The sequence below is a fragment of the Streptomyces sp. AM6-12 genome (assembly GCF_044327085.1).
GTDB lineage: Bacteria > Actinomycetota > Actinomycetes > Streptomycetales > Streptomycetaceae > Streptomyces.
Window position 1 is genome coordinate 572,190 of sequence record NZ_JBIQWN010000002.1, and the last position, 25,251, is coordinate 597,440.

20 protein-coding genes, 1 tRNA gene and 2 pseudogenes are annotated in these 25,251 nt (G+C 73.4%); 14 read left to right on the forward strand and 9 right to left on the reverse strand.

Annotation, left to right across the window (positions count from 1 at the left end):
- Positions 1–178: 178 nt before the first annotated feature.
- The gene (locus ACE4Q9_RS30940) at positions 179–1,624 is read right to left on the reverse strand and encodes a glyceraldehyde-3-phosphate dehydrogenase (RefSeq protein WP_397987819.1); all 1,446 of its coding nucleotides are present in this window, start codon (positions 1,622–1,624) and stop codon (positions 179–181) included.
- Between the two features lie 229 nt (positions 1,625–1,853).
- Between ACE4Q9_RS30940 and ACE4Q9_RS30945 the strand changes: the two genes are divergently transcribed.
- From ACE4Q9_RS30945 to ACE4Q9_RS30960, 4 genes are all read left to right on the forward strand, one after another.
- The gene (locus ACE4Q9_RS30945; RefSeq protein ID WP_397987820.1) at positions 1,854–3,062 is read left to right on the forward strand and encodes a hypothetical protein; all 1,209 of its coding nucleotides are present in this window, start codon (positions 1,854–1,856) and stop codon (positions 3,060–3,062) included.
- A 105-nt stretch (positions 3,063–3,167) separates the two neighbouring features.
- Positions 3,168–3,488, forward strand: a complete 321-nt coding sequence (locus tag ACE4Q9_RS30950) for a hypothetical protein (RefSeq protein ID WP_397987821.1) — start codon at positions 3,168–3,170, stop codon at positions 3,486–3,488.
- 210 nt (positions 3,489–3,698) lie between these two features.
- Positions 3,699–4,526 carry a PP2C family protein-serine/threonine phosphatase gene (locus ACE4Q9_RS30955; protein WP_397987822.1) on the forward strand — a complete coding sequence of 276 codons (828 nt, stop codon included), beginning with the start codon at positions 3,699–3,701 and terminating at the stop codon, positions 4,524–4,526.
- A gap of 71 nt (positions 4,527–4,597) precedes the next feature.
- Positions 4,598–5,617: an MASE1 domain-containing protein gene (locus ACE4Q9_RS30960; protein WP_397987823.1), complete on the forward strand. Its 1,020-nt coding sequence runs from the start codon at positions 4,598–4,600 to the stop codon at positions 5,615–5,617.
- 65 nt (positions 5,618–5,682) lie between these two features.
- Here ACE4Q9_RS30960 and ACE4Q9_RS30965 read toward each other — a convergent pair whose 3' ends face one another.
- On the reverse strand, positions 5,683–5,880 hold the full coding sequence (locus ACE4Q9_RS30965) for a hypothetical protein (RefSeq protein ID WP_397987824.1): 198 nt from the start codon (positions 5,878–5,880) through the stop codon (positions 5,683–5,685).
- Positions 5,881–6,025: 145 nt separating this feature from the next.
- On the opposite strand from ACE4Q9_RS30965, the gene selA reads away from it, so the two are divergent.
- Both selA and ACE4Q9_RS30975 read left to right on the forward strand, forming a co-directional pair.
- A complete protein-coding gene (gene selA, locus ACE4Q9_RS30970; protein ID WP_397987825.1) occupies positions 6,026–7,531 on the forward strand; it encodes an L-seryl-tRNA(Sec) selenium transferase in 1,506 nt (501 codons plus the stop codon).
- Positions 7,531–9,288, forward strand: a pseudogene (locus ACE4Q9_RS30975) (SelB C-terminal domain-containing protein); the annotation flags it as partial. The gene selA and the pseudogene ACE4Q9_RS30975, both read left to right, overlap by 1 nt.
- 110 nt (positions 9,289–9,398) lie before the next feature.
- On the opposite strand, the gene ACE4Q9_RS30980 reads toward ACE4Q9_RS30975, so the two are convergent.
- Positions 9,399–9,491: transfer RNA gene (locus ACE4Q9_RS30980), tRNA-Sec, on the reverse strand.
- Between the two features lie 34 nt (positions 9,492–9,525).
- On the opposite strand from ACE4Q9_RS30980, the gene selD reads away from it, so the two are divergent.
- Complete coding sequence (selD, locus tag ACE4Q9_RS30985) at positions 9,526–10,545, forward strand: selenide, water dikinase SelD (protein ID WP_397987826.1); 1,020 nt, start codon at positions 9,526–9,528, stop codon at positions 10,543–10,545.
- 18 nt (positions 10,546–10,563) lie between these two features.
- Here the strand turns inward: selD and fdh are convergent, their stop codons facing one another.
- Entirely contained in the window at positions 10,564–13,824 is a 3,261-nt protein-coding gene (gene fdh, locus ACE4Q9_RS30990; protein WP_397987827.1) for a formate dehydrogenase, read from the reverse strand.
- Positions 13,825–14,135: 311 nt separating this feature from the next.
- Here fdh and ACE4Q9_RS30995 point away from each other — a divergent pair, with 311 nt between their 5' ends.
- From ACE4Q9_RS30995 to ACE4Q9_RS31015, 5 genes and pseudogenes are all read left to right on the forward strand, one after another.
- On the forward strand, positions 14,136–14,762 hold the full coding sequence (locus ACE4Q9_RS30995; RefSeq protein WP_397987828.1) for a cytochrome c oxidase subunit II: 627 nt from the start codon (positions 14,136–14,138) through the stop codon (positions 14,760–14,762).
- The gene (locus tag ACE4Q9_RS31000; protein ID WP_397987829.1) at positions 14,759–16,414 is read left to right on the forward strand and encodes a cbb3-type cytochrome c oxidase subunit I; all 1,656 of its coding nucleotides are present in this window, start codon (positions 14,759–14,761) and stop codon (positions 16,412–16,414) included. Before ACE4Q9_RS30995 ends, ACE4Q9_RS31000 begins: the two co-directional genes overlap by 4 nt.
- Positions 16,411–16,770, forward strand: coding sequence for a hypothetical protein (locus tag ACE4Q9_RS31005; RefSeq protein WP_397987830.1), 360 nt, complete (start codon positions 16,411–16,413; stop codon positions 16,768–16,770). Before ACE4Q9_RS31000 ends, ACE4Q9_RS31005 begins: the two co-directional genes overlap by 4 nt.
- A gap of 14 nt (positions 16,771–16,784) precedes the next feature.
- Entirely contained in the window at positions 16,785–17,297 is a 513-nt protein-coding gene (locus ACE4Q9_RS31010) for a hypothetical protein (RefSeq protein WP_397987831.1), read from the forward strand.
- A gap of 43 nt (positions 17,298–17,340) precedes the next feature.
- Positions 17,341–17,736: pseudogene (locus ACE4Q9_RS31015) on the forward strand (HAD family hydrolase); the annotation flags it as partial.
- A 210-nt stretch (positions 17,737–17,946) separates the two neighbouring features.
- On the opposite strand, the gene nrfD reads toward ACE4Q9_RS31015, so the two are convergent.
- The 3 genes from nrfD to ACE4Q9_RS31030 are packed head-to-tail and all read right to left on the reverse strand — an operon-like array spanning position 17,947 to position 21,724.
- Positions 17,947–19,008, reverse strand: coding sequence for an NrfD/PsrC family molybdoenzyme membrane anchor subunit (gene nrfD / locus ACE4Q9_RS31020; protein WP_397987832.1), 1,062 nt, complete (start codon positions 19,006–19,008; stop codon positions 17,947–17,949).
- Positions 19,009–19,045: 37 nt separating this feature from the next.
- A complete protein-coding gene (locus ACE4Q9_RS31025; RefSeq protein WP_397987833.1) occupies positions 19,046–20,071 on the reverse strand; it encodes a 4Fe-4S dicluster domain-containing protein in 1,026 nt (341 codons plus the stop codon).
- Positions 20,072–20,086: 15 nt separating this feature from the next.
- Positions 20,087–21,724: a cytochrome bc complex cytochrome b subunit gene (locus ACE4Q9_RS31030; RefSeq protein ID WP_397987834.1), complete on the reverse strand. Its 1,638-nt coding sequence runs from the start codon at positions 21,722–21,724 to the stop codon at positions 20,087–20,089.
- A 194-nt stretch (positions 21,725–21,918) separates the two neighbouring features.
- On the opposite strand from ACE4Q9_RS31030, the gene ACE4Q9_RS31035 reads away from it, so the two are divergent.
- On the forward strand, positions 21,919–23,592 hold the full coding sequence (locus ACE4Q9_RS31035; protein WP_397988278.1) for a thiamine pyrophosphate-dependent enzyme: 1,674 nt from the start codon (positions 21,919–21,921) through the stop codon (positions 23,590–23,592).
- A 135-nt stretch (positions 23,593–23,727) separates the two neighbouring features.
- Here the strand turns inward: ACE4Q9_RS31035 and ACE4Q9_RS31040 are convergent, their stop codons facing one another.
- The gene (locus ACE4Q9_RS31040) at positions 23,728–24,183 is read right to left on the reverse strand and encodes an ATP-binding protein (protein WP_397987835.1); all 456 of its coding nucleotides are present in this window, start codon (positions 24,181–24,183) and stop codon (positions 23,728–23,730) included.
- Between the two features lie 254 nt (positions 24,184–24,437).
- A complete protein-coding gene (locus ACE4Q9_RS31045) occupies positions 24,438–24,611 on the reverse strand; it encodes a CsbD family protein (protein ID WP_361683081.1) in 174 nt (57 codons plus the stop codon).
- Between the two features lie 126 nt (positions 24,612–24,737).
- On the opposite strand from ACE4Q9_RS31045, the gene ACE4Q9_RS31050 reads away from it, so the two are divergent.
- Positions 24,738–25,214: a MarR family winged helix-turn-helix transcriptional regulator gene (locus ACE4Q9_RS31050; RefSeq protein WP_397987836.1), complete on the forward strand. Its 477-nt coding sequence runs from the start codon at positions 24,738–24,740 to the stop codon at positions 25,212–25,214.
- Positions 25,215–25,251: the final 37 nt, after the last annotated feature.

The window sequence follows — 25,251 nt, forward strand, 5'->3', positions numbered from 1 at the left end:
TTCCTTCCTCTTGCCGATGATGATTATGCAGTTTCCTATAGGTCATAGGCAAATCCTTGGACCGCGAAGGCATCCTGAGGAGGGGTACACGAACGGCCGCCGACCGGAGGACTCCGGTCGGCGGCCGCGGAGGCGCCGGGCGCCAGACGTCGGGCGCCAGAAGCTGGGGCTGGTGCGGTCAGACCGCCGTCGCCGGGTACGTCGGGTACTCCACGCCCGACACGTACTGCACGACCCGGACGACCTGGCAGGAGTAGCCGAACTCGTTGTCGTACCAGAGGTAGAGGATCGCGTTGTCGCCGTCGACCTTCAGCGCGCCGGCGTCCACGATCGAGGCGTGGCGCGAGCCGATGAAGTCGCTGGAGACCGCGTCGGGCGCCGTGGTGAAGTCGATCTGGCGCTTGAGCGGGGAGGTCAGCGAGACGTCGCGCAGGTAGTCGTGGACCTCCTCGCGGCTGGTCGCGCGGGCCAGCTGGAGGTTGAGGATCGCGATCGAGACGTCCGGCACCGGGACGCGGATCGAGCTGCCGGAGATCGGCGCCTTGAGGTCGGGCAGCGCCTTCGCCACCGCGGAGGCGGCACCGGTCTCGGTGATCACCATGTTCAGCGGCGCGGAGCGGCCGCGGCGCTCGGCCTTGTGGTAATTGTCCAGCAGGTTCTGGTCGTTGGTGAACGAGTGGACCGTCTCCACGTGGCCGCGCAGCACGCCGTACTCGTCGTCCATGGCCTTCAGCGGCGGGACGATCGCGTTGGTGGTGCAGGAGGCGCAGGACAGGATCTGCTCGTCCGGCTTGATGGTGTCGTGGTTGACGCCGTGCACGATGTTCGGGACGTCGCCCTTGCCGGGCGCGGTCAGCACGACCTTGTCGATGCCGGGGCGCAGGTGCTTGGACAGGCCCTCGCGGTCACGCCACTTGCCGGTGTTGTCGATGAGGATGGCGTCGCGGATGCCGTACTCGGTGTAGTCCACGTGCGACGGGTCGTCGGCGTAGATCACCTTGATGGCGTTGCCGTTGGCGACGATCGTGCTGTTGTCCTCGTCCACCGTGATGGTGCCCTGGAACTGGCCGTGGATCGAGTCGCGCCGCAGCAGCGAGGCGCGCTTGACGATGTCCTGGGCGCCGCCGCCGCGCACCACGATGGCCCGCAGGCGCAGCCCGTTGCCGGAGCCGGCCTTCTCGATCAGCAGCCGGGCCACGAGCCGGCCGATGCGGCCGAAGCCGTACAGCACCACATCGCGCGGCTCGCGCCGCTCGATCTTGTTGGCGCCGGTGGCACCGGCGACCGCCTCGGCGGTGAACTCCTCGACGCTGAGGCCGCGTTCGTCGGCCTGGTGGAGGGTGGCGAGCATGCCCAGGTCGATCTGGGAGGGGCCGAGGTCCAGGGCGGTCAGGGCCTTCAGGAAGGGCATCGTCTCGGTGACGGACAGCTCCTGGCCGGCGATCTGCCGGGCGAAACGGTGCGTCTTGAGGATGCTGACCACCGACTTGTTCACCAGGGAGCGGCTGTGCAGCAGGACGGTCACGTCCCGCTCGCGGTGCAGCTTCCCGATGAGCGGGATCATCGACTCCGCGATCTCCTCGCGGTTCTTCCAGTTGGTGAACGAGTCGTCGTTGACAGTCACAGGTCCGATCCATCTTTCGAGCTAGGCAGCGCTCATATGATAACCACACCCTACGGGGCCTTTTTGGGGGCCCGTACGGGGGTCCCCGAAGACGAGTTCGAGCCGCCGCGGAAGGGACTGTAAGGGAATTACACCCATTCCTTGACCAATTCCTGATTCAGGGTGGAAGTACGTAAGAAACCCGAGTCGTGGTTTGCACGTCTTACCCGGCGTGCCCAAGGTCAAAAGCGTGAGCACCTCCTCCGTTCCCCGGCCCGAACCGGCCGCCCCGTCCCGCCCCGCAGGCCGCTTCGACCTGCCCCGGATCGCCCGCCGCGGCATCCCCGAAGGGGCGGTCCCGGCCCTCGTGTTGTTCGCCTGCGTCCGGCTCGCCGGGATCCTCGCGGTGATCCTCACCAACGCCCTGCGCGGGCACCCGCTGGTCAGGACCCTCGCCCACTCCTGGGACTCCCGCTGGTACCTGCACATCGCCGCCCAGGGCTACGGCCACAAGATGTGGATCACCCCGCAGGGCGCCGTCCAGACCGACTGGGCGTTCTTCCCGCTCTACCCGGCGCTTATCCGAGCGCTCACCACCGTGCTGCCGCTCACTCCGGGCCAGGCCGCGCTGCTCATCTCCTGGCTCGCCGCGGGCGTGGCCGCCTACGGCGTCTACGTCATCGGGCATCTGCTCCACGGCCGGGGCGTGGCCACCGCGCTGGTCGGCCTGTGGGCGGTCATGCCGCACGCCGTCGAGCTGACCATCGCCTACACCGAGTCGCTGTTCGCCGCCCTCGCCATCTGGTCCCTGTACTGCGTGCTCAAGCGCCGCTGGCTCTGGGCCGGGGCGCTGGCCGCGCTCGCGGGCCTCGCCCGGCCCAGCGGCTTCGCGGTGGCCGGCGCGGTCGCCCTCGCCGCGGTGTACGAGGTGTGGCGCGCCCGCGGCCGGGTCTCCTGGCGGGTATGGGCCGGTGCCGCCCTCGCCCCGCTGGGCTTCCTCGGCTATGTGCTGTGGGTCGGCACCCAGGTCGGCAATCTGTTCGGCGGCTACTTCAAGGTGCAGAGCGCCTGGGACTCCCGCTTCGACTTCGGCGTCGGCGCGGCCCGCTTCGTCAAGGCCCTGCTGCTGCACGGCGGCGGTGTCGTCTACACCGTCGCGCTGCTGGTCGTGGCCGCCGGAGTGCTGCTGTTCGCGCTGCTGTGCCTGGAGCGCGCCCCGCTGGTCCTGGTCGTCTTCGCCGGGGTGCTGATCCTGCTCGTGCTCGGCGGCTCGGGGTCCTTCTCCTCCAAGCCCCGCTTCCTGCTCCCGGCCTTCCCGCTGCTCATCCCCATGGCCCGCGCCCTCGCCCGGTCCTGGCGGGCGCGACCGGTCCAGGCGGCCCTCGTCTACGGCGCGCTCACCCTGGTGTCCCTGTTCTTCGGCGCCTACGTCACGGCGGTGGCCCACTCCCCGCTGTGAGCGCCCGGACCCGGTGAGGAGTCCGTAAGAAGCCGATCACCCTTCCCGGCCGTGCGAAGGCCGGGAAACGGGGTAGTCGAGGGGACGCCCGAGGAAAGGACCGTCATGACGACCTACCTGATCAGCGTCCCCGGCACCTTCACCACCGGGGTCGGCGCGGACACCCGGACCCAACTGACCCGAGCGCTGCGCCCCGTGGACCCGCACGGCACCCGGATGGGCAGCAGCGAGGACCTGGACGTGCTCAACGTCAACGACGACAACACCTTCACCCTCCGTCTGACCGTCGAGGCCGACACCGGTCCGCACGCCGAGGAGGAGGCCCGGCGGCTCGCGGACTCCGCGCTGCGCGACGCGGGCCTGGACGAACGCAGCGCGCCGCTGGGGCCCGCGGTGATCACCGGAATCGACTCCGACGCCCACTGAGCGGTCTGCCCGCCGTGCCTGTGCGGCCTGCCCACTGGCCTGAGGGGTCCGCCCACCGGGCCTGTGGGGTCCGCCCACCGGGCCGCGCCGAGTTGGGGCAATCCAGGTAAAATCGAGGCGTTTGCCAATAGTCCGGGCAGCCGTGGTTCGGGCAGCCGTCCTCCCCGGGGGCGGCCGTCCGGGTGGGCACCCTCCGCCGGAAGTGAGCCGATGCCCCGCAAGCGTTCCACCGACGACGGCGACGCACTGCTGGCCAGACTCGGTTCGCTCACCGCCCAGGCGCGCGAGCGGGCGGAACTCCAGCGCACCCAGGTCGAGCTGGCCATCGCCTTGCAGCGCGGCATGCTGCCGCGGGACCTGCCCGGCGCCCCCGGACTGCACCTGGCGGTCCGCTACGCGCCCGCCTGCTACGGCCTCAACGTGGGCGGCGACTGGTACGACGCCTTTCCGCTGCCCGACGGCCGGATCGGGCTGGCCATCGGGGACGTGCAGGGGCACAACATCGAGGCCGCCGCGTTCATGGGCCAGGTCCGGGCCGGGCTGCGCGCCCTCGCCTTCGCCACCGGCGAGCCCGGCGAACTGCTCGCCCGCACCAACGACCTGCTGCTCTCCCTCGGCAGCGAGCTCTTCGCCACCTGCACCTTCATGCGGCTCGACCCGGCCAGCGGCGCGATGGAGAGCGCCCGCGCCGGCCACATCCCCTTCGTGTGGGCCACCGCGGACGGCAGATCCGGGGTCGCCGACGACGAGTGCGGGCCGCCGCTCGGCATCCAGCGAGGCGTCGAATACCCGGTGACCCGGCACCGGCTGACCACCGGCGGGCTGTTCGTGCTGCTCACCGACGGCGTGGTGGAGGGCCCCTCGCTCGACGTCGAGGACGGCCTGGAGCAGGTGACCCGGCTGGCGGGCATAGCCGCCGTCGCGGGCCTGGAGAGCCATGCGCTGGCCGCCGCCGTGATCAAGGGCGCCGAGAGCGTCGGACACGAGGACGACGCCGCCGTACTCGTCGTCGGACTCGACGGGCCCTTGCGGCCGTAGCGGCCCTCATGTCAGCCAGAGGGCCGGACCCGGGCGCTCTCGCCTCGCCGGGTCGCGCCGGGCGGTGTGAGATGGCTGCTGTGGTGGGTATCGCGGAACTGCGCCGGCCGGGCGGCTATGCCGTCCAGGTGCTCGCCGTCGCGGCCCTCTACTACGGCTCCGCCCGCCTCGGTCTGCTGCGCGAGCTGACCGTGGGGAGCGCCGTCTTCACCCCGATCTACCCGCCGACCGGCGTCGCCGTCGCCGCCCTGCTGATCCTCGGCATCGGCTGCTGGCCCGGCATCACCCTCGGCGCCCTCGCCCTCATCCTGACCATCTCGCCGCCCGGCCCCGATCTGGTCGGCATCCTCTTCGGCAACACCGCCGCCCCCGTGTGCGCGGCGATCCTGCTGCACCTGGCGCGCTTCCGCCCCGACCTCAGCCGGTTCCGGGACGGCCTCGCCCTGGTGTTCCTCGGCGCGCTCGCCGCCATGACGGTCAGCGCGACCGTCGGCGTGGGCATGCTCGTGCTCGCCGACAAGCTGGCCGCGGGCGCCTTCTGGCCGGTGTGGCTCGCCTGGTGGGTCGGCGACGCGATGGGCGTCCTGCTGGTCACCCCGCTGCTGCTGATGCTGCGCGGGCTGCGCCGGCCGCTGTCCCTGGGCCGGTGGCGGGAGGCGACCGCGCTCGCCGTCATCACCTGTGTACTCGTCCCGGTGGCCGCCTACAGCTCGATCAGCCTGCTCTTCCTGGTCTACCCGCTGATCATCTGGGCCGCCCTGCGCTTCCAGCTCGCGGGCGCCGTGCTGTGCGCGCTGTTCACGTCCGTGATCGCCACCATCGCCGCCACGGACGCGAGCGGCGCGTTCCGGGGGCTGACCCCGGTCGAGAACATGGCCAAGCTCCAGGCGTTCAACGGGACGATGGCGCTCACCGCGCTGCTGATGGCCGCGCTGATCACCGAACAGCGCAACACGCGCCGCTCGGTGGAGCAGGCGTGCCAGGAACTGGTGCAGGTCCTCGAACACCTGACCGCTGGCGACCTGCCGCTGCCCCGGCCGCAGACGGACGCCGATGGTGCGGAAGGCGGGGACGGCGGCGACGGCTCCTGAGGCGGGCCCTCGTCGAACCGGTGAAGGCACGCCACGCAGGCATGCCACCCGGGTGCGTCAGCCGGTCAGTGCGGCTTCCGCTCGCCGCCCCGCTCTTCGGAGCCCCTGCTCCTGGAGCTGCGTTCGGCGATGTCGCGGGGTGTGGGCGTCGGCGTCGGCGAGTTACCGGCCGACTCGGCGGCACGTCGGCGCTCCGTCTCGTTGCGGCGGTTCGCGGCCCGCTGTTCCTGTCGGCCCTGAGGCTGGTCATCACGTGCGTTCATACGGCGCCGGGTACCCCTGCCCCGGCCACCGCAACGTGCCCCCGGCGTGTCGGACGGTCGCGCCGGGGCACTGGGAGACGATGGACGGACCCCGCCAGGGGCGGCGCGGGCCGGACCGTTGCAGGGGAAGGGCGGCAAGGGCGGCATGGAACAGCGGGTGACCCCGCCGTCGGCGGGCACGGGCGGCGATCCGGCCGGCTCGGGACAGGGGGCGGGCGTGGCCGAGGGGACGACGGACAGGGTTGGTACGGCTGGTACGTCCGACACGGCCGGTACGACGCCCCCTGCCGCCCGGCACCCCGGCCCCCGGAGCCCCGGCGACCGCACCCCCGACCCCCGCCGCCGTATCCCCCGTACCGACGCCCTGCTGCGCGACCCCCGGCTGGCCGAGGCCGTGGACCGGCTCGGGGCCGGGGCCGTCAAGGACGCCGTACGGCAGGCGCAGCAGCGGGCCAGGGACGGGGAGGTGGCACCCGAGCAGGTGCCGGAGACGGTCCTGGGCCTGCTCCCCGACGCCGCGAGCGGACTGCGCCCGGTGCTCAACGCCACCGGCGTGCTGCTCCACACCAACCTCGGCCGCGCCCCCCTGTCGGACGCCGCCCGGCGGGCCGTGACCGAGGCCGCGGGGCCCACCGATGTGGAGCTGGACCTGGTGACCGGGGCTCGGGCCCGCCGGGGCCGCTCCGCCCTCGCCGCGCTGCGCGCGCGGGTGCCCGCCGCCGGGGGCGTCCATGTCGTCAACAACGGCGCCGCCGCCCTGGTCCTCGCCGCCACCGCGCTCGCGACGGGCAAGGAGATCGTCGTCAGCCGGGGCGAGATGGTGGAGATCGGCGACGGCTTCCGGCTGCCCGACCTGCTCGTCTCCACCGGCGCGCGGCTGCGCGAGGTGGGCACGACGAACCGGACCACCGCCGCCGACTACGCCGAGGTGATCGGACCGGAGACCGGGTTCGTGCTGAAGGTGCACCCGTCCAACTTCCGCGTCACCGGCTTCACCCGTGCGGCCCAGGCCGGGGAACTCGCCGCGCTGGGCGTCCCGCTCGTCGTGGACATCGGCTCCGGACTGCTCGCCCCGCGGCCGGGCCTGCCCGAGGAGCCCGACGCCGACACCCAGCTGCGCGCGGGCGCCGCCCTCGTCACCGCGAGCGGCGACAAGCTGCTCGGCGGACCCCAGTGCGGGCTGCTGCTCGGCGACCGCGACCTGGTGCGCGCCCTCGCCCGGCATCCGCTGGCCCGCGCACTGCGCGTGGACAAGCTGACCCTGGCCGCCCTGGAGGCCACCCTCACCGGACCGCCCACGCCCACCGCCCGTGCCCTGACCGCCGACCCCGCCGCCCTCAGGGTTCGCGCCGACCGGCTCGCCGCCGAGCTGGGCGCCCACGGGATCGACGCCCGCGCCGTCGAGAGCACCGCCACGGTCGGCGGGGGAGGGGCGCCCGGCGTCGGGCTGCCCAGTGCGGCGCTGTCCCTGCCCGAGCCGTACGCAGCCGCGCTGCGCACCGGCCGCACCCCGGTGGTCGGACGCCTGGAGGCCGGACGCTGCCTGCTGGACCTGCGCGCCGTGCCTCCGGAGGACGATGAACGGCTCGCGGCGGCCGTGCGCGCGGTGCGCACGAGCGACGGTCCGGGCACCGGGAAGGGGCGGCCCTGATGCGGGTCCTCGCCACCGCCGGGCATGTCGACCACGGAAAGTCCGCCCTGGTCAGGGCGCTCACCGGGATGGAACCCGACCGGTACGAGGAGGAGCGCCGCCGGGGCCTCACCCTCGACCTGGGCTTCGTCTGGACGCGGCTCGACGCGCTCGGCGACGATCTCGCCTTCGTGGACGTGCCCGGCCACGAGCGCTTCGTGCCGACCATGCTCGCGGGGGTCGGGCCGGTGCCCGCCGTGCTGTTCGTGGTCGCCGCCGACCAGGGCTGGCAGCCCCAGTCCCAGGAGCACCTCGCCGTCCTCGACGCGCTCGGCGTCCGGCACGCCGTCCTCGCGGTGACCCGCAGCGACCTCGCGGACCCCGGACCGGTGCGCGCCGACGCCGTGCAGCGGCTCGCACGGACCTCCCTCGGCAAGGTCGCCTCGGTCGCGGTGAGCGCCGTCACCGGCACGGGACTTGACGCACTGCGCACCGAACTCGCCGCGCTGGCAGGCGAGTTGCCCGATCCCGATCCGGACGCCGACGTACGGCTGTGGCTGGACCGGGCGTTCACCGTGCGCGGGCACGGCACCGTGGTGACCGGCACGCTCGGCGCGGGCACCCTGCGCGTCGGCGACCGGCTGGAGACCGGGGACGGCTCGGCGGTGCTGCGGGTGCGCGGCCTCCAGAGCCTGCACGAGGACCGGACGGCCGTCGCCGGGGTGGCCCGCGTCGCGGTCAATGTGCACGGGCAGGGGGACGCGGATCTGCGCCGGGGCCAGGTGCTGCTGACCCCCGGCCGCTGGCGGACCACCGGGGTGATCGACGTCCGGGTGACCGGCGAGCCGGTGGCCGAGCTGCCCCGCCAGGTCACCCTGCACATCGGGACCGCCGCCGTGCCGGTGACCGCCCGCCCGCTCGGCCCCGACACCGCCCGGCTCACCCTCGCCCGCCCCCTGCCCCTGCGCGTCGGGGACCGCGCCGCGCTGCGCGAACCGGGCGGCGGCCGCCCGCCCCAGGGGGTCACGGTCCTCGACGTACGACCGCCCCGGCTGACCCGGCGCGGCGCCGGCCGGGCCCGCGCGGCCGAGCTCGCCGCCCTCACCGGCCGCCCCGACGGCGCCGCCGAACTGCGCCGCCGGGGGCTGATCCGCCGCGCCGACCTCACCGCCATGGGCGTCCCGGCCCCCGCCGACCCCGTCGCGGGCGACTGGCTGGCCGACCCCGCGTACTGGACCGCACTGGGGGACCGGCTCGCCGCCGAGGTGGAACGGCACGCCCGCGCCCACCCGCTGGACCCCGGCCTGCCCACCGAGGCCGCCCGCCGGCTGCTCGGGCTGCCCGACCGCGCCCTCGTCGACGCGCTGGCCGAGGCGGCGCCCCGACTCCGCGCGGAACAAGGCAAGTTGTACGCCGCCGACGCCTCACGGCCTGCCCTGCCCCCGGCCGTGGACGCCGTACACCGGGACCTGGCCCGGGCGCCGTTCCGCGCGCCCGAGGCGGGCCGGCTCGCCGAACTCGGCCTCGACCGCAGGGCACTGGCCGCCGCCGTGAGCGCCGGGGCCCTGCTGCGGATCGCCGACGGGATCGTGCTGCTGCCCGGCGCCGACGCCGAGGCCGCCGCCGTACTGCGCACCCTGCCCCAGCCCTTCACCCTCAGCGAGGCCCGCCGCGCCCTGGACACCACCCGCCGGGTCGCCGTACCGCTGCTGGAGTTCCTGGACACCCGCGGCCACACGGAACGCGTCGACGACCAGCACCGGCGCTGCCGCACGGAGCCGGAAGGCGGTGGCGAGGACGGACGGCGGCCGGACGACCCGGCACGGCGGCCGAGGGGGACACGCTTGGCCGGCGTTCGGCCGGGGGGCCCGTCGGCAGGGGGAGGGAACGGAGGCGGACGGGAATCGAACCCGCCTGCCCGAGATCCTCGGGCACCTCGGTTTTGAAGACCGGGAGGGCCACCAGGCACCCACACGCCTCCACCGCTCGTCAGGCTAGTGCCCCAGGAGACCAGGATGACACCGACCCGCCAAGCGACCGTCCGACTCACGCAGTTCGCCCACGGCGGCGGCTGCGCCTGCAAGATCCCGCCCGGTGAGCTGGAGGAGGTGGTCAGCGGGCTGACCGTGCCCCCGCTCGCCGGGGGCGACACCCCCCTGCTGGTCGGCCTCGCCACCGGCGACGACGCGGCCGTCGTCACCCTGCCCGGACAGTCCGGCACGGCCATGGTGTGCACGGCCGACTTCTTCACCCCGGTGGTGGACGACGCCTACGACTGGGGGCGCATCGCCGCCGCCAACGCGCTGTCCGACGTGTACGCGATGGGCGGCCGGCCGGTGCTCGCCGTCAACCTGCTGGCCTGGCCGCGCGACCGGCTCCCCTTCGAACTGGCCCGCGAGGTGCTGCGGGGCGGCCTCGACATCGCCACCGAGGCCGGTTGCCACGTCGGCGGCGGGCACAGCGTGGACGACCCGGAGCCCAAGTACGGCATGGCCGTCACCGGCGTCGCCGACCCCGAGCGGCTGCTGCGCAACGACACCGGCCGCCCCGGACTGCCGCTGTCCCTGACCAAGCCGCTCGGCCTCGGGGTGCTCAACAACCGGCACAAGGTCACCGGCGAACGCTTCGAACAGGCCGTCGCCACCATGACCGCGCTCAACCGCGAGGCGTCCGAGGCCGCGCTCGCCGCCGGGGCCACCTGCGCCACCGATGTCACCGGGTTCGGGCTCCTCGGCCATCTGCACAAGCTGGCCAAGGCGTCCGGGGTGACCGCCGTGCTCGACACCGCCGCCGTGCCCTACCTGGACGGCGCCCGCGAGGCCGTACGCGACGGCTACGTCAGCGGCGGCACCCGGCGCAACCTCGAATGGGCCGCCCCCTTCACCGGGTTCGGCACCACCGACGCCGACACCCGGCTGCTGCTGGCCGACGCCCAGACCTCCGGGGGACTGCTGATCGCGGGCGAGGTGCCGGGCGCGCCGGTGGTGGGGGAGCTGGTCCCGTACGACGGCTCCCACACCGTCGTCCTCGAATAGCCGCTCGGCACCAGGGACTTACGGCTCCGTTCCGGTGTGCGCGTCGATGCCGGCCCGCGCCCGGTAGGCCCGCACCAGCTCCGTGGCCGCCGGGCCGCGCGGCCTGCGCCCCGGCCGGATGTCCACCGCGAACGCCTTGGCCTCCTGGATGTGCGTGTTGGGGTCGAGGGACAGGTGCAGCAGTTCGTTGGCCGCGTCGCCGGTGGTGTAGCCGTTGGGGCCCCAGTGGTAGGGCAGGCCCACCTGGTGCAGCCGGCGGCCGTGCACGGTCAGCGGGGCCATCCGGTCGGTGACCAGCACCCGTGCCTCGATCACCCCGCGGGCGCTGACGATCGTCGCCCAGCCGGTGTGCTCCAGATCCCGCTCGGTGGCCAGCTCCGGGGAGACCTCGCAGAAGAACTCCGGTTGGAGCTCGGCCAGATAGGGCTGCCAGCGGGACATGCCGCCCGCCGTGTGGTGCTCGGTGAGCCGGTAGGTCGTCGCCACGTACGGGTAGACCTGCGCGCCGCGCTCGTCCCCGCTCGGCTGGTAGCGGTTGTCGGGCACGGCGGGGATCAAGTGCCGTACGGGGTTGCGCTGCTGGTCGTAGAGCAGGTTCGGGAACGGCGAGTCCTGCGGCTCGTAGTGCGTGGGCAGCGGCCCGTCCGTGAGCCCGGACGGCACGTACAGCCATCCCTTGCCGTCGGCCTGCATGATGAACGGGTCCCGGCCGGTCAGTGCCGCGGGCCCGGTCGCGTCCTCGTCCGGCTCGTAGTCCGGTGCCTTGTCCTTCTTGAAGTCGGGGACGTCGTGCCCGGCCCACTCGCCCTTGTCCGCGTCCCACCACACCAGCGCCTTGCGCTCGCTCCAGGGCCTGCCATCGGGGTCGGCGGAGGCGCGGTTGTACAGCACCCGGCGGTTGGCGGGCCACGCCCACGCCCACTCGGCCGCCACCCAGTCCTGCTCCCGGCCGGGCTTGCGGCGCGCGGCCTGGTTGACGCCGTCGGCGCGCACCCCGCAGTAGATCCAGCAGCCGCAGGAGGTGGAGCCGTCGGGCTTGAGCTGTTCGTACGAGGAGAGCGGATTGCCGTCGGCGTCATGGCCGTTGATCTCGGCGAGCACCGCCTCCGCGTCCGGCTCGGCCAGCGGGCCCTTCGTCGGGTAGTCCCAGGCGAGGTCCAGCACCGGCCGGTCCATCTCGTCGGCCGACCCGGCGAGCCTCTCCCGGATGATCCGCCCCAGGTGGAAGGTGAACCACAGGTCGCTGCGCGCCTCGCCGGGCGGCTCGACGGCCTGGTGGTGCCACTGGAGCAGCCGCTGGGTGTTGGTGAAACTGCCGTCCTTCTCGGTGTGCGCGGCGGCCGGCAGGAAGAACACCTCGGTGCCGATGTCCTCGGTGCGCAGCTCCCCGGTCTCGATCTCCGGGCCGTCCTTCCACCAGGTCGCCGACTCGATCAGGGAGAAGTCGCGTACCACCAGCCAGTCGAGGTTCGCCATGCCGAGCCGCATCAGCTTGGCGTTGGCATTGCCCACCGCGGGGTTCTCGCCCATCAGGAAGTAGCCCTTGCAGGTACCCTCCAGCTGGGCCATCGTCGTCTCGTACGTCGAGTGCGAACCGGTGAGCCGGGGCAGGTAGTCGAAGCAGAAGTCGTTCTCCTCCGTCGCCGCGTCGCCCCAGTACGCCTTGAGCAGGCTCACCAGGTAGGAGCGCATGTTGCCCCAGTAGCCCTTGTGCGCCGCCTCCGCCTCGACGAACGCGGCCAGGTCCTGGTTCTGGTGCGCGTGCGGCATCGGGATGTAGCCCGGCAGCAGGTTGAACAGCGTCGGGATGTCCGTGGAGCCCTGGATGGAGGCGTGCCCGCGCAGCGCGAGGATGCCGCCGCCCGGCCGGCCGATGTTGCCGAGGAGCAACTGGAGGATGCAGGCCGTGCGGATGTACTGCACGCCCACCGTGTGCTGGGTCCAGCCCACCGCGTAGGCGAAGGCCGTCGTCCGCTCCCGCCCGGAGTTCTCCGTGACCAGCTCGCACACCTGCCGGAACAGGTCCCGCGGCACCCCGCACACCTGCTCCACCATCTCCGGGGTGTAGCGGGCGAAGTGCCGCTTGAGCACCTGGAAGACACAGCGCGGATGCGTCAGCGTCTCGTCCCGCTCCGGCTCGCCCTCGCCGATCACCGCACCGCCGGAGCCGTGCGCCTCGCCGCGCGCCGCCTCGGTCACCGAACTGCCGCCGCGGGTGCGCTCGTCGTACTCCTGGTCGCGTTCGCCGGAGGCCGCCTGCACCTGTGAACCCTCGTACTGCCAGCTGGTGTTGTCGTACGAGCGGGTCTCGCTGTCCAGGCCGGAGAAGACGCCGGCGAGGTCCTCGGTGTCACAGAAGTCCTCGCGCAGGATCATCGGCGCGTTGGTGTACGCCACGATGTAGTCGCGGAAGTACTTCTCCTGCTCCAGCACGTAGTTGACGATCGCGCCGAGGAAGGCGATGTCCGAGCCCGCGCGCAGCGGCACGTGCAGATCGGCGAGCGCGCTGGTGCGGGTGAACCGCGGGTCGACATGGATCACCTTCGCGCCCCGTGCCTTGGCCTCCATCACCCACTGGAACCCGACCGGATGGCACTCGGCCATGTTCGAGCCCTCGATGACGATGCAGTCAGCGTTCTGGAGGTCCTGCTGGAAGGTGGTCGCGCCGCCGCGTCCGAACGAGGTTCCCAGACTGGGAACGGTGGAGGAGTGTCAAACGCGCGCCTGGTTCTCGATCTGGATCGCGCCGAGCGCCGTGAACAACTTCTTGATCAGGTAGTTCTCTTCGTTGTCCAGCGTGGCCCCGCCGAGGCTCGCGAAGCCCACGGTGCGCCGGGTGCGGGTCTGGTCGACCTCCCACTCCCAGCCCGCCCGGCGGGCCGCGATCACCCGGTCCGCGATCATGTTCATCGCGGTGTCGAGGTCCAGGTGCTCCCACTCGGTGCCGTGCGGGCGCCGGTAGAGCACCTGGTGCTCGCGGGCGTCGCCGGTCGTCAGCTGGAGGCTCGCCGAGCCCTTGGGGCACAGCCGGCCGCGGGAGACGGGGGAGTCGGGGTCGCCCTCGATCTGGGTGACCTTCTCGTCCTGGACGTACACGCTCTGGCCGCAGCCCACCGCGCAGTACGGGCACACGGACTTGACCACCCGGTCGGCCGAGGCCACCCGCGGTGTCAGCCGCTCGCTGGTGCCGCTTTTCGCGGCGGCACCCCGGCCCAGCGGGTCCGTCCCGGTCAGCTGGCGGTAGACCGGCCAGGAGTCGATCCAGGTGCGTACGCCCACGGCCACTCCTCCCACTCGTCGTCCCGATTGTCCCGCGCCGCCGCCGCGGCGGCATCTCGTGCGGCGCCGGGGTACCCCTGCCGGCTGGAGGCAAACGGCGCCGGGAGGTGTGAGATCGCCGAGCCGGGGGACCCCGCCGCTGCGGTGTGTCGGCCCACGGACCGTGACAGGCGCCCGTAAGGTCCGGGTTGTCATGGCCCTGGGCGGGCAGGCGGGTTCGATTCCCGACCGTCCCGCACGGCCCCGGACGGATACGACGGCGGGAGTGAGCGCATGGCGGGCGGGAGCCCCGGCAGGAGGGGGACGGCTCGATGAAGCAGCGGCAGGTCTTCGGAACCGTGTTCAGCCTGGAGTCGGCCATCGCCGGACTCGTCTTCCTCGTCGTCCTCGGCCTGCTGGCCTGGGTCGTGCTCAAACGGCGCACGCACGCGTCCGACCGGACCGAGCGGCCCCGCGTCGAGGCCTTCTACGTCGCCGCCCTCGCCTCCTTCGCCGTCTTCCTGGTCGCCTGGACCGCCTGGCAGAACTCCCGCGAACAGCACACGGCCGCCGTCCGGCCGCTGCGCGTGGACGTCACCGGATTCCAGTGGTGCTGGACCTTCGCCTACCCGCAGTCCCCGGCCCACCGCCAGGTCACCAGCGACTGCCACGGACAGCCGCTGCCCACCCTGGTCGTGCCGACCGGCCGCCCCGTGCAGCTGCGGCTCACCTCCAAGGACGTCATCCACTCCCTGTGGGTGCCGGACCTGCGCTACAAGATGGACGCCTTCCCGCGCCATGTGAACACCTTCACCCTCACCCTCGACCGCACCGGCCGCTGGCGCGGGCGGTGCGCGGAGTTCTGCGGGCAGCGGCACTACGCCATGGACTTCTGGATCAAGGCCGTACCGCCCGAGCAGTACGACCGCTGGGCGCACGGCGCGGCGGCCGCCGTATGACCGTCGCGCCTCCGGCACCACAGCGCGACGACGCGGGTCGGCCGGTGCCGCCGGGCAGTTGGCTCGGCTGGGTGTCCAGCACCGACCACAAGCGCATCGGCCTGCTGACCGTCGGCACCGCCCTGTTCCTGCTGCTGGTCTTCGGCGTGTTCGCGTTGCTGATGCGCAGCCAACTCGCCCGACCCGACGAGATGTTCCTCGCCGCCCAGGCATACGACCAGCTGTTCACGTTGCACGGCTCGGGCATGATCTACATGGTCATGACGCCGTTCGCGCTCGGCATGGGCGTCTACCTGGTGCCCTTGCAGATCGGCGCCCCCGGCATCGCGCTGCCCCGCCTCACGCTGCTCGGCTACTGGCTCTACGCGCTCGGCGCGCTCACCATGCTCGCCGGGCTCGCCACCCCGGCCGGGGCGCACGCCGGCGGCTGGTTCTCCTACCCGCCGCTCTCGGACAGCGCCTACTCGCCGGGCGCCGGCACCGACCTGTGGATCGCGGGCGTCTTCGTCGCGGTCACCGGCACCCTGCTGATGGGCTGGGCGGTGCTCTGGACGGTGCTGCGCTGGCGCACCCGCCAGATGACCATGCTGCGGCTGCCCGTCTTCTGCTGGTCGATGATCGCCACCTGCCTGATGGTGATCGGCGCCTTCCCCGCGCTGCTCGCCGCGCTCACCCTGCTCGCCGTGGGCCGCGCCGACGACTCGGTGTTCCTGCACAACACCTGGAACATCGGCTACCAGCACATCTTCTGGTTCTACGGCCATCCGGTCGTGTACGTGATGTTCTTCCCCTACCTCGCCGCCGTCGCCGAGGTGCTGGCGGTGTTCTCCGGGCGCCGCTTCTTCGGCTACCGGGGGACCGCGCTGTCCCTGCTGGTGTTCGCGGCGCTGTCGATGAGCGTGTGGGGCCACCACATGTTCGCCACCGGCCAAGTCGCCAACGACTACTACTCGTTGACGTCCATCGCGCTGCTCGTGCCCGCGGGCGTGGAGTACTTCGGGATGCTCGGCACACTGCTGGGCGGACGGCTGCGGTTCACCACCCCGATGCTGTTCGCGCTCGCCTTCGTCCCGCAGTTCCTGATCGGAGGGCTCACCGGGATCATGGTCGGCACCCCGGTCATCGACTACCACGTCACCGACAGCTACTTCGTCGTGGCCCATCTGCACTACGTACTCTTCGCGGGCAGCGCGTTCGGGCTGTTCGCGGCCGTCTACTTCTGGTTCCCCAAGGTCACCGGAACACTGCTCGACGAACGGCTGGGCCGCTGGCACTTCTGGCTCCTCGTGATCGGCACCAATCTGACCTTCCTGCCGATGTTCGCCCTCGGCTACCTCGGCATGCCGCGCCGCGTCTCCACCTACGCCTCCTTCGACGGCTTCGCCACGCTGAACCTGCTCGCCACCATCGGTGCCGGCTTCCTCGCGGCCGGGATGACCGTCTTCGTCGTCAACCTCCTGAGCACCCTGCGCCGTCGCCATCTCGGGCGGGCGCGCCCCGCCGGGGACGATCCCTGGCAGGCGCACACCCTGGAGTGGGCCACCACCTCCCCGCCGCCGTGCCTCAACTTCCCCGCGGACCGGCCCCTGCCGCCCGTCACCAGCTTCGCGCCGCTGCTGGACCTGCGGCGCCGGGAGAGGAGCGAGGCGTGAAACGGCACCTGTCCGCCGCCGTGGTCGCGGGCTGGGGACTGCTCAACGGCCTGCTGCTCGCCGTCCTCGCGGTCTACGGCGAGAGCGCGATGGTCTACTGGCTGTGGGGCTCGGTCGTGCTGCTCCTCCAACTGGCCGCCCTCGCCGTCCTGTTGTCCTCCCGCAACGGCCCCGACCAGCATGTGCGCTACCGGGTCCAGGACCGGGGCGCGGGCGCCGTCCTGCCCACCGCGATCGGCCTGCTCCTGGTCGCCCTCTGCTTCGTCTACGGCCGCTGGCTGCTGGTCGTCGCCGTCCCCCTGCTGGCCGTCGCCGCGGTGATGCTGGCGCGGGGCACGACGGCACGGGAGCGGTGAGGGCGATGGGGCACATGGCGGCCATGTCCGTGACCGGCATGGCCTGGTCCGCGCTCCTGGTGGCCGCCGTCGTCCCGGCCGCCGTGCACGCGCTGCGCCGTTCCCCGCTGTGGCACCGGATCAGCCTCCCCGCGCCGCTCGCCCTGCCCCTGCTGGTCCTCGCCCACGCCTGGAGCGTCCTCGGCGACCTCGCGGGAGCGCGCCCGCCCGGCGGCGCCCTCGTCACCGAACCCCTGCTGCTGAGCACCGCCGTACTCTTCTGGCTCCCGGTGCTGGCACACACCCGGCACCGCCTGGACGACGCCGCCCGCTGCCTGTACCTCTTCCTCGCCGCGCCCTTCCTGGACCTGCCCGCCGTCGCCGTCATCGCCGCGGGCCACTCCGCGGCCGGACTCGCCATGATCGTCGGCATGCTGCCCCTCGGCATCATGGCGGCGGCGCTCACCTGGTCCTGGGTCGACCGCGAGGAACGCGAGGCGCGCCGCGCCGCCCTGCCCGCACCCGGAGGTGACCCTTTTGCCCGCTGACCTCCGCGTCGTGGTGTTCGACGTCAACGAGACGCTCACCGACATGAGCCCCCTCGCCGACCGCTTCACCGCCGCGGGCCTGCCCGCCCACCTCCTGCCGCTCTGGTTCGCTCAGGTGCTGCGCGACGGCGTGGCCCTCGCACTCGCCGGCGGCCACGCCACCTTCGCCGCCGTCGGCCGGGACGTACTGCGGACCATGGCTGCCGACGCGGGCCTGCCCGATCCGGAACGGGCCGCGGACCACATCCTCGCCGGGCTGGCGGAGCTGCCGCCGCACCCGGACGTCGCCGAGGGCGTCCGCGCCCTGCGCGCAGCCGGGCTGCGCCTGCTCACCCTGACCAACGGCACCGCCGCCACCACCCGCGCCGTCCTGGACCGGGCCGGCCTGACCGACCTGTTCGAAGCTCACCTGGACGTGAACACCCCGGCCCACTGGAAACCGGCCCGCGCCGCCTACGCGCACGCGCTGCGCACCGCGGACGTGCCCGCCGACGCGGCCTCCTCGTCTCGGTCCACCCCTGGGACGTCGACGGCGCGGCCCGCGCGGGGCTGGCCACCGCCTTGCTGCGCCGCACCCACACGCCCTACCCCTCGACCCGGCGCCCTCCCGGTGTCACCGCCGCCTCGCTGCCGGAGCTGGCGGACCGGCTCAACTCGCTCTCCCGGTGAGCCTCTCCCGCTGCGGTACGACCGTGTAGCGCGGGTCCTCGGCGGAGGCCACGCCCGCGTGGAAGACGCCGAAGCGCAGGGCCGCAGAGCCGGTGAGCAGGGCGGCACCGGCGGCCAGCGCCAGACGGCGGTCGCGCAGCCGGCCGGAGAGCAGGGCCAGACCGACACCGGCGACGGTCAGGGCCTCGGAGGCGCGCAGCAGGATATGGGGCCTGCCCTTGTCGAAGGGCTCGGCGGTGATCCCCATCCGGCGCTTCATCAGCTGGAAGGCGCCGAGTTCCAGGCCGGCGCCGAGCAGCGCCAGCCGGCGGGCCGGTTCCGCCTGCGCGACCGGTGCCGTGGCCAGCGCCAGACCGGAGGCGGCGGTCGCCGCGGACCCGGCGAAGACGAAGGGGAGTTGACGGTAGCCCTCGTGCCAGGAGGGGACCGCCGTGTCCGCGATCAGGACGGCGGTGTACGTGGCCACGGCGGGGCCGAGCACCGCCGCGGCGGCGGTGGCGGCCGAGCCCACCACCCGGTAACGGGAGGCGAGGTGGGCGGCCGTGGAGCCCAGCAGCCGGTAACGGCCCGCCACTTCGGTGGCCGCGGCGGCCATGGTCAGCGGCGCGTACCCCACGAGCAGCCAGGAGCCCACGCTCATCGGCGAGGTCGGCTTGAACACCCGCAGCATGTTCAGGAACCGCAGCGGGCGGCCCAGATCGTGCACCAGCGCGGCCAGGGACAGCGAGATCGCCCCGGCCGCCCCCAGTTTCGCCGGTGCCGCGAGCCCCGGTCGGCCCGTCAGCTCGCCCCCCGCCGCCAGCAGCGAGGAGGCCCCGGCCAGACCGCCGAGGTACAGGTAGCCCGCGATGTCCAGCGCCTTCCACGTCGGCTTGTTCAGCACGGGTTTGCCGTAGTACGACGAGAAGGACGCGTCGGGCACCATCGGCTGCTCGCCCCGCCCGCGCCGCCGCCGGCGCCGCCCCGCGTACGCCCCGGTCGGTGCCTGCCGGCCAGGACGCCCGCCCCCGGCACCGCCCCGGCCCGCGTCCGTGCCGCTCATCGCGCCCTCCCCGGACCGCCCGCATGCTGCCACGTGCTCATCGCGTCCTCCTCGACCGGCCGGCGAAGCCGCCCACCGCGAGCCCCACCAGCGTCACCGCCGCCAGCGCCGCGTGCCGCCACATGTCGGGCAGGTCCCGCGTGGTGACCACCGGGTCCGGGGGCAGCCCGTAGACCTCGGGCTCGTCCAGCAGCAGGAAGAACGCCCCGTCACCGCCGACCCCGTCCGCCGGGTCCTCCCCGTACAGCCGGGCGTCCGTCACCCCGGCCGCGTGCAGCTGCGCCACCCGGCCCGCCGCCCGCTCCCGCAGCTCGTCCAGCGGCCCGAACTGGATGGAGTCCGTCGGACACGCCTTGGCGCAGGCGGGCTCCATGCCCACGCCCAGCCGGTCGTAGCAGAGCGTGCACTTCCACACCCGGCCGTCGCCCTCGCGCTGGTCGATGACGCCGTAGGGGCAGGCGGGCACGCAGTAGCCGCAGCCGTTGCAGACGTCCTCCTGGACCACGACCGTGCCGAACTCGGTGCGGAACAGCGCCCCGGTGGGGCACACGTCCAGACAGGCCGCGTGCGTGCAGTGCTTGCACACGTCCGAGGACATCAGCCAGCGCAGCTCGGTGCGGCCGTCGGGGGCGAGCGGGGAGATCTCCCCGGCGGCAGCGCCCTCGGGGGCCCGGCCGGGTGGGGGAGCAGTGGCGCCGGGCCCCGGCGAGGCGGGGCCGGTGCCCAGCCGCGCGGCCGCCGCGAAGACGTCGGTGTCCTCGTGGCCGACACCGGGTTCCTGCCCGCCGAACGGCTTGCGCTGCTCGATGAAGGCCACATGCCGCCAGGTGTCGGCGCCCAGGCCCTGTGTGTTGTCGTAGGACATCCCGGTCAGCTCCAGACCGTCCTCCGGGACCGCGTTCCACTCCTTGCAGGCCACCTCGCAGGCCTTGCAGCCGATGCACACCGAGGTGTCCGTGAAGAACCCCATCCGCGGCGGCGCGTCCGGATAGCCGGCCGCGCCGGCCACGTCCGGCTGGGGGCCGTACCACTGGTTCCCGTGGACCTCAGGGCCGTCGCTCATGGCATGCCTCCTCGCTCACGACTCCTCCTCGGGTACCTCGCCGGGCGCGGCCCGCACCGCGGCCACCCGGCGCCGCTCCCAGGGCGTGGCCGGCATCTGCACGCTCCGCGCGAAGTACCAGCGGCTCAGCGCGTTGCGTAGCCGGTGCCGGCGGAACCAGCGCCAGACCTCGGTGCCCTCGGCGCGCGGCCGGGGCACCTCGCGCACGAGGATGCGGTACGCCTCTTCGCGTGGCAGCAGGGTGTGCGCCTCCTCGTACCCGCCGCCCGCCGTGCGCCGCACCTCCCCGGTCGCCGCGCCGTCCAGCAACCGGCGCCGGTCGGCGGCCTGGAGACCCAGACACGCCCGTTTGACGGCGTGGTAGGTCAGGAACGGCACGACGAACAGCAGGGTCCGCAACCAGCGGGTCACGTAGTCCATCGGCAGCCCGAACCGGTACGCCAGCACGTCCTGGCCGCCCGCGAGCAGCAGCACCGCGTACGCCGAGACGGCCGCCGCGCCCAGCGCGGTGCGGGTCGGCTGGTTGCGCGGCCGGTCGCACAGATGCTGCTCCGGGAGGGGACCGGTGAGCCAGCGTTCGAAGAACGGATAGCCGTACAGGATGACGAAGAGGAGCGCGGGCAGCAGCACACCCGGCAGCAGCACGTCCCAGACGACGGTGTGCCCGGCGACATCCGTCTCCGAGCCCGGCATCAGCCGCAGCGCGCCCTCCAGGTAACCCACGTACCAGTCGGGCTGCGAGTCCACCGAGACATGGTCGGCGCGGTACGGTCCGAACGACCAGATCGGGTTGATCTGGAACAGGGCGCCCATCAGCGTCAGCACACCCGCGAGGATGAAGAACAGGCCCGCCGACTTGGCCGTGTACTGGGGGAAGAGGGGCTTGCCGATCACGTTCCGGTTGGTGTGGCCGGGCCGCGCCCACTGGGTGTGCTTGTGCACCACCACGTACGTCAGGTGCACGCCGAGCAGCGCCAGCAGCAGGCCCGGCACCAGCAGGATGTGCGTCACGTACAGCCGGGGGATGATCGCGTGGCCGGGGAACTGGCCGCCGAAGACGAAGAACGACAGGTACGTGCCGACCACCGGGATCGACAGGACGATGCCCTGCGCGGTGCGCAGCCCGGTGCCGGAGAGCAGGTCGTCGGGGAGTGAGTAGCCGCAGAAGCCCTCCAGCAGCGAGAACAGGAACAGCGTCACGCCCACCGTCCAGTTGACCTCGCGCGGGCGCCGGAACGCCCCGGTGAAGAAGATCCGCAGCAGATGCACCCCGATCGCGCCGACGAACACCAGCGCCGCCCAGTGGTGCGTCTGCCGCAGCAGCAGCCCGCCGCGCACATCGAAGCTGATCCGCAGCACCGACGCGTACGCCTCGGTCGTCAGCACGCCGTGCAACGGCAGATAGGAGCCGGTGTACGGCCGTTCGGTCATGTCCGGCCGGAAGAAGAAGGTCAGCCAGACCCCGGTGAGCACCAGCACCATCAGGCTGTACAGGGCCAACTCGCCCAGCAGGAACGACCAGTGGTCCGGGAACGCCTTGCGCAGGAACTCCCGGCCCGCGGCGGAGACCGGGAGCCGCTCGTCGAGCGCCCGCACCAGACGCTCGCCGCGGCCCGCACGCCGGGACGCCCGCCGTTCCTCCGAGACCGCCACTGCGTGCTCGCCCTCCGCCGGTGTGCCGGGTCGTTCACTCTCGGTGCCCCCTTCCGAGCCTGGCACGGGTGCCCGCACTCCGCGCGTCCGAAACGGCGCCGTCCGCCATCCGTGCGCCGTTTGCGCAGGTGGGCGCGGGGCTACCCGGTGGCCCGGACGAGTGCGCCGAGCGCGAGGAGGACGTTGTGGGGAACATGGCCGAGGTCGTCGCCGCCCGGCTGCGGGGCGCGGGCGTGGACCGGGTGTACGGCGTACCGTGCCTGGCGCTCGACCCGCTGGTCCGGGAGCTGGCAAACCCCCGGTCCGCGCGGGCCGTGGCCCCCTGGTTCGTGCAGGCGCGCGGCGAGGAGTCCGCCGCCCTCATGGCCTGCGCCCACGCCAAGCTCACCTGCCGCCTCGGCTGCTGCCTCGCCCCACCCGGCGCGGGCGCCCTGCGACTGCTGGCCGGCCTGTACGACGCGGCGGCCGACCGGGCGCCGGTGCTCGTGCTGGCCGGCGGGGACGACGGCGGCCTGGCCGTACGCCATCTGGCGGAGGTGTCCGTGTTCTGCGAACCGGTCTCCCGGCCGGCACAGCTGCCCGACGCCCTGCACCGGGCCGTGCGGGCCGCGCTCACCGAGCGGGGCGTCGCCAGTGTCGTCGTAGGGCGCGAGGTGCTGACGGCGACGGCGCCGGGCGAACCGGCCGACGACGACAGCCCGCGCCCCGCGCCGGTACGACCGCCCGACGAGAGCCTGCTCCGCCGCGCCGCCGCCGTCCTGGACGCGGCCCGGCGCCCCGCCGTGCTCGTGGGCAACGCGGGGCGCGCGGCGTCGGCGCAGGCGGCGGGGGTGGCCGCGCTGCTCGGCGCCGGGGCGGCCGTGACCGCGCTCGCGCGGGACGCGCTGCCCGACGACCTGCCGTACCAGACCGGCGTCGCGGGGCCGCTCGGCAGCACCGCCGCCGCGACGCTGCTTCAGGAGTGCGACACGCTGCTGCTCGTGGGCGCGGAGGACCTGGACCCCGCCGTGCTGCCCGACCGCGCCCGGTGCCGGATCGTGGCGGTGGAGCCCGCGGAACCCCCGCGCGCGGTGGCCGTCGCGGCGTCCGGTGACGTCTCGTCGGCGGCCGAGGTGCGTGTGAGGTGCGACCCCCCGGCGTTCCTTGAGGCGCTGATCCCGCTCCTGCGCCGGAACACCGACCGCGCCTGGCGCACCCATGTGGAGGACACGGTGCGCGGCTGGCGGGCCGAGGGGCGGACCAGGGCCGGCCGGTACTTCGGCACCTCCGTGAACCCCCGCGCGGTCGTCGCCGAACTCTCCGAGCGGCTGCCGGACCGGGCCGTGGTGGTCACCGACTCCGGGACCGCGCTCGACTGGTGGACCCGCCACCTCAGGCTGCGCAACGGCATGCGCTCCCTGCTCTCGGGCCGCCTGGGGCTGCCCGGCGCCGCCGTCCCGTACGCCGTCGCCGCGAAGTTCGCGGCCCCCGAGCGGCCCGTGATCGCGCTCGTGGGGGACGGGGCCTTCCAGAGCGGCGGGCTGAACGAACTCATCACCGTCCGGCGCCATTCGGGCCTGCTCGGCGAGTTGCCGCCGCTCGTGTTCTGCGTGCTGAACAACGGCGACCTCAACCGGCTCACCTGGCAGCGCCGGGCCGCCGCCGGGGATCCGCTGATCCCGCTCTCGGCCGAGGTCCCCGCGATGCCGTACGCCGAGTGGGCCCGCCTCGCCGGAGTGCCGGCCGTGCGCTGCGACCGCCCCCGGCATGTCGCCTCCGTCTGGGCCGACGTGCTCACCCGTCCGGGTCCCGTCCTGCTGGAGTTCGTGGTGGACGGCGAGACCCCACCGGACTGGGCGACGGCCGACGCTTCGGCAGCCGTGGTGTGAGGGAGGGGTGGCGCGCTTGGTACGAGGCGGGTCCGGTCGTCCGTGCCGGGAAATCGACCCGCGCCGGCGTGGATCGGCAGACACCGTCTTGAACTCGCCCTCCTGCGGCGGGAGTTCTACGGCCCGTGCGGCGGGTCAGCCGTCGTCGCGTGCGCCGGTGCCCTCGGCCACGAGCGGGACCGTCGCGGTGACCCGCTTGCCGCCCTCGGGCAGCACCGTCACCTCCAGGTCGCGCGAGAGCATCGTCACCAGATGCAGACCGTGGCCGCCGACCCGTCCGGGGTCGGGCGAGCGCGGGCTCGGCGGCTCGGCGGAGGTGTCCGTCACGCAGATGCGCAGCGCGTGGGCGCCGGGCCCCAGCTCCAGGCTGAGGGCGCACGGGCCGGGCGCGTGCTTCTGCGCATTGGTCACCAGTTCGCTCACCACGAGCTGCGCGTCCTGCACCGAACGCCGCACCGGCGCCGGGCGCGCCGCGGCGAGCAGGGCGGCGACGGCGTCACGCGCCTCGGCGCTGCTGCACGTGCCGGTGTCCCAGGTGCGGCTGTAGCCCCGATCCTGCGTCCTCGGGTGCGTCCTCAGCGAGATGTCCATACCTCGTCGCCCTTTTCCCTCCGGGGTTCGGGGTCCGTTCCTGCGAGCGTGTGAAGAAACGTGCCGTCCTCAGCTCGGCTACCCGCTGGTCCGTCGATCAAGGGGACGTGCACCGGGATTCCTCCGGTTGCACACGAATCCCTGCCCGCCGCCGCTCCCGGACGCGACAGCGGGCCCCGGTAATCCGCTGGGGTGGATTCCCGGGACCCGCTGGATTCGCTCGTCCGGGTCAGCGCCATGGCCGACGGCGGGCCTCAGTGTTTGAAGGTGTCCTTGGCCTTCTCCTTGGCCTGCCGGGCGTCGCCCTTGGCACCTTCCATCCGGCCCTCGGCTTCCATGCTCTCGTTGCCGACGGCGCGGCCCATGGCCTCCTTGGCCTTGCCCTTGGCCTGCTCCGCCTTGCCCTTCGCCTTCTGGTTGCCTGCCATCGGAGTCTCACATCCCAACGTGTCGTGATGTCCGTACGCCCTTCGGTTTGCCCCTGGGACGCGCCCCAAACCGATTACTCGCCCTTGATTGTACAGCCCAGGCTGATAAACCTATTGTTACTAATCATGGATGTGGCAACAGACGACGTGGTGGCACCGGCCGCCGACCCGGCCTCCGGCGCCGGGACCAGCGCGCTCGCGGGCGCGCTCAGGCTCGCCATGGGCCGGATCGTGCGCAGACTGCGCCAGGCGCACGCGGTGGGCGACCTCACCCTCTCCGGCGCCTCGGTACTGGCCCGGCTCTCCGGCAGCGGACCGGACTCGCCGGGCGCGCTCGCCGAGCTGGAGCGAGTGCGGCCACAGGCGATGGCCGGCACCCTCGCCGGTCTGGAGCAGCGGGGCCTGGTGAGCCGGGCGCCCGACCCCGCCGACCGGCGCCGGGCCATCATCGCGATCACCGAGGAGGGCCGCGCCGTGCTGGAGCGGCGCCGCTCCGAGTCCGCCGACCGCCTCGCCCGCGCCCTGGACGGGTTCACCCCGAGCGAGCGGCAGGCACTGGCCGACGCGCTGCCCCTGCTGGACCGACTGGCGGAACAGCTGTGAACGCCGCCGTGCCCGAAGGCGGCATACGCGCCCGGCT

What these genes read in the sequence shown, in the direction of transcription:
- ACE4Q9_RS30950 (WP_397987821.1), top strand. Translation starts at nt 3,168, where the DNA reads ATGACGACCTACCTGATCAGCGTCCCCGGCACCTTCACCACCGGGGTC.
- ACE4Q9_RS30955 (WP_397987822.1), top strand. Translation starts at nt 3,699, where the DNA reads ATGCCCCGCAAGCGTTCCACCGACGACGGCGACGCACTGCTGGCCAGA.
- ACE4Q9_RS30960 (WP_397987823.1), top strand. Translation starts at nt 4,598, where the DNA reads ATGGCTGCTGTGGTGGGTATCGCGGAACTGCGCCGGCCGGGCGGCTAT.
- ACE4Q9_RS30965 (WP_397987824.1), bottom strand. Translation starts at nt 5,880, where the DNA reads ATGAACGCACGTGATGACCAGCCTCAGGGCCGACAGGAACAGCGGGCC.
- selA (WP_397987825.1), top strand. Translation starts at nt 6,026, where the DNA reads ATGGAACAGCGGGTGACCCCGCCGTCGGCGGGCACGGGCGGCGATCCG.
- selD (WP_397987826.1), top strand. Translation starts at nt 9,526, where the DNA reads ATGACACCGACCCGCCAAGCGACCGTCCGACTCACGCAGTTCGCCCAC.
- ACE4Q9_RS30995 (WP_397987828.1), top strand. Translation starts at nt 14,136, where the DNA reads ATGAAGCAGCGGCAGGTCTTCGGAACCGTGTTCAGCCTGGAGTCGGCC.
- ACE4Q9_RS31000 (WP_397987829.1), top strand. Translation starts at nt 14,759, where the DNA reads ATGACCGTCGCGCCTCCGGCACCACAGCGCGACGACGCGGGTCGGCCG.
- ACE4Q9_RS31010 (WP_397987831.1), top strand. Translation starts at nt 16,785, where the DNA reads ATGGCGGCCATGTCCGTGACCGGCATGGCCTGGTCCGCGCTCCTGGTG.
- nrfD (WP_397987832.1), bottom strand. Translation starts at nt 19,008, where the DNA reads ATGAGCGGCACGGACGCGGGCCGGGGCGGTGCCGGGGGCGGGCGTCCT.
- ACE4Q9_RS31025 (WP_397987833.1), bottom strand. Translation starts at nt 20,071, where the DNA reads ATGAGCGACGGCCCTGAGGTCCACGGGAACCAGTGGTACGGCCCCCAG.
- ACE4Q9_RS31035 (WP_397988278.1), top strand. Translation starts at nt 21,919, where the DNA reads ATGGCCGAGGTCGTCGCCGCCCGGCTGCGGGGCGCGGGCGTGGACCGG.
- ACE4Q9_RS31040 (WP_397987835.1), bottom strand. Translation starts at nt 24,183, where the DNA reads ATGGACATCTCGCTGAGGACGCACCCGAGGACGCAGGATCGGGGCTAC.
- ACE4Q9_RS31045 (WP_361683081.1), bottom strand. Translation starts at nt 24,611, where the DNA reads ATGGCAGGCAACCAGAAGGCGAAGGGCAAGGCGGAGCAGGCCAAGGGC.
- ACE4Q9_RS31050 (WP_397987836.1), top strand. Translation starts at nt 24,738, where the DNA reads ATGGATGTGGCAACAGACGACGTGGTGGCACCGGCCGCCGACCCGGCC.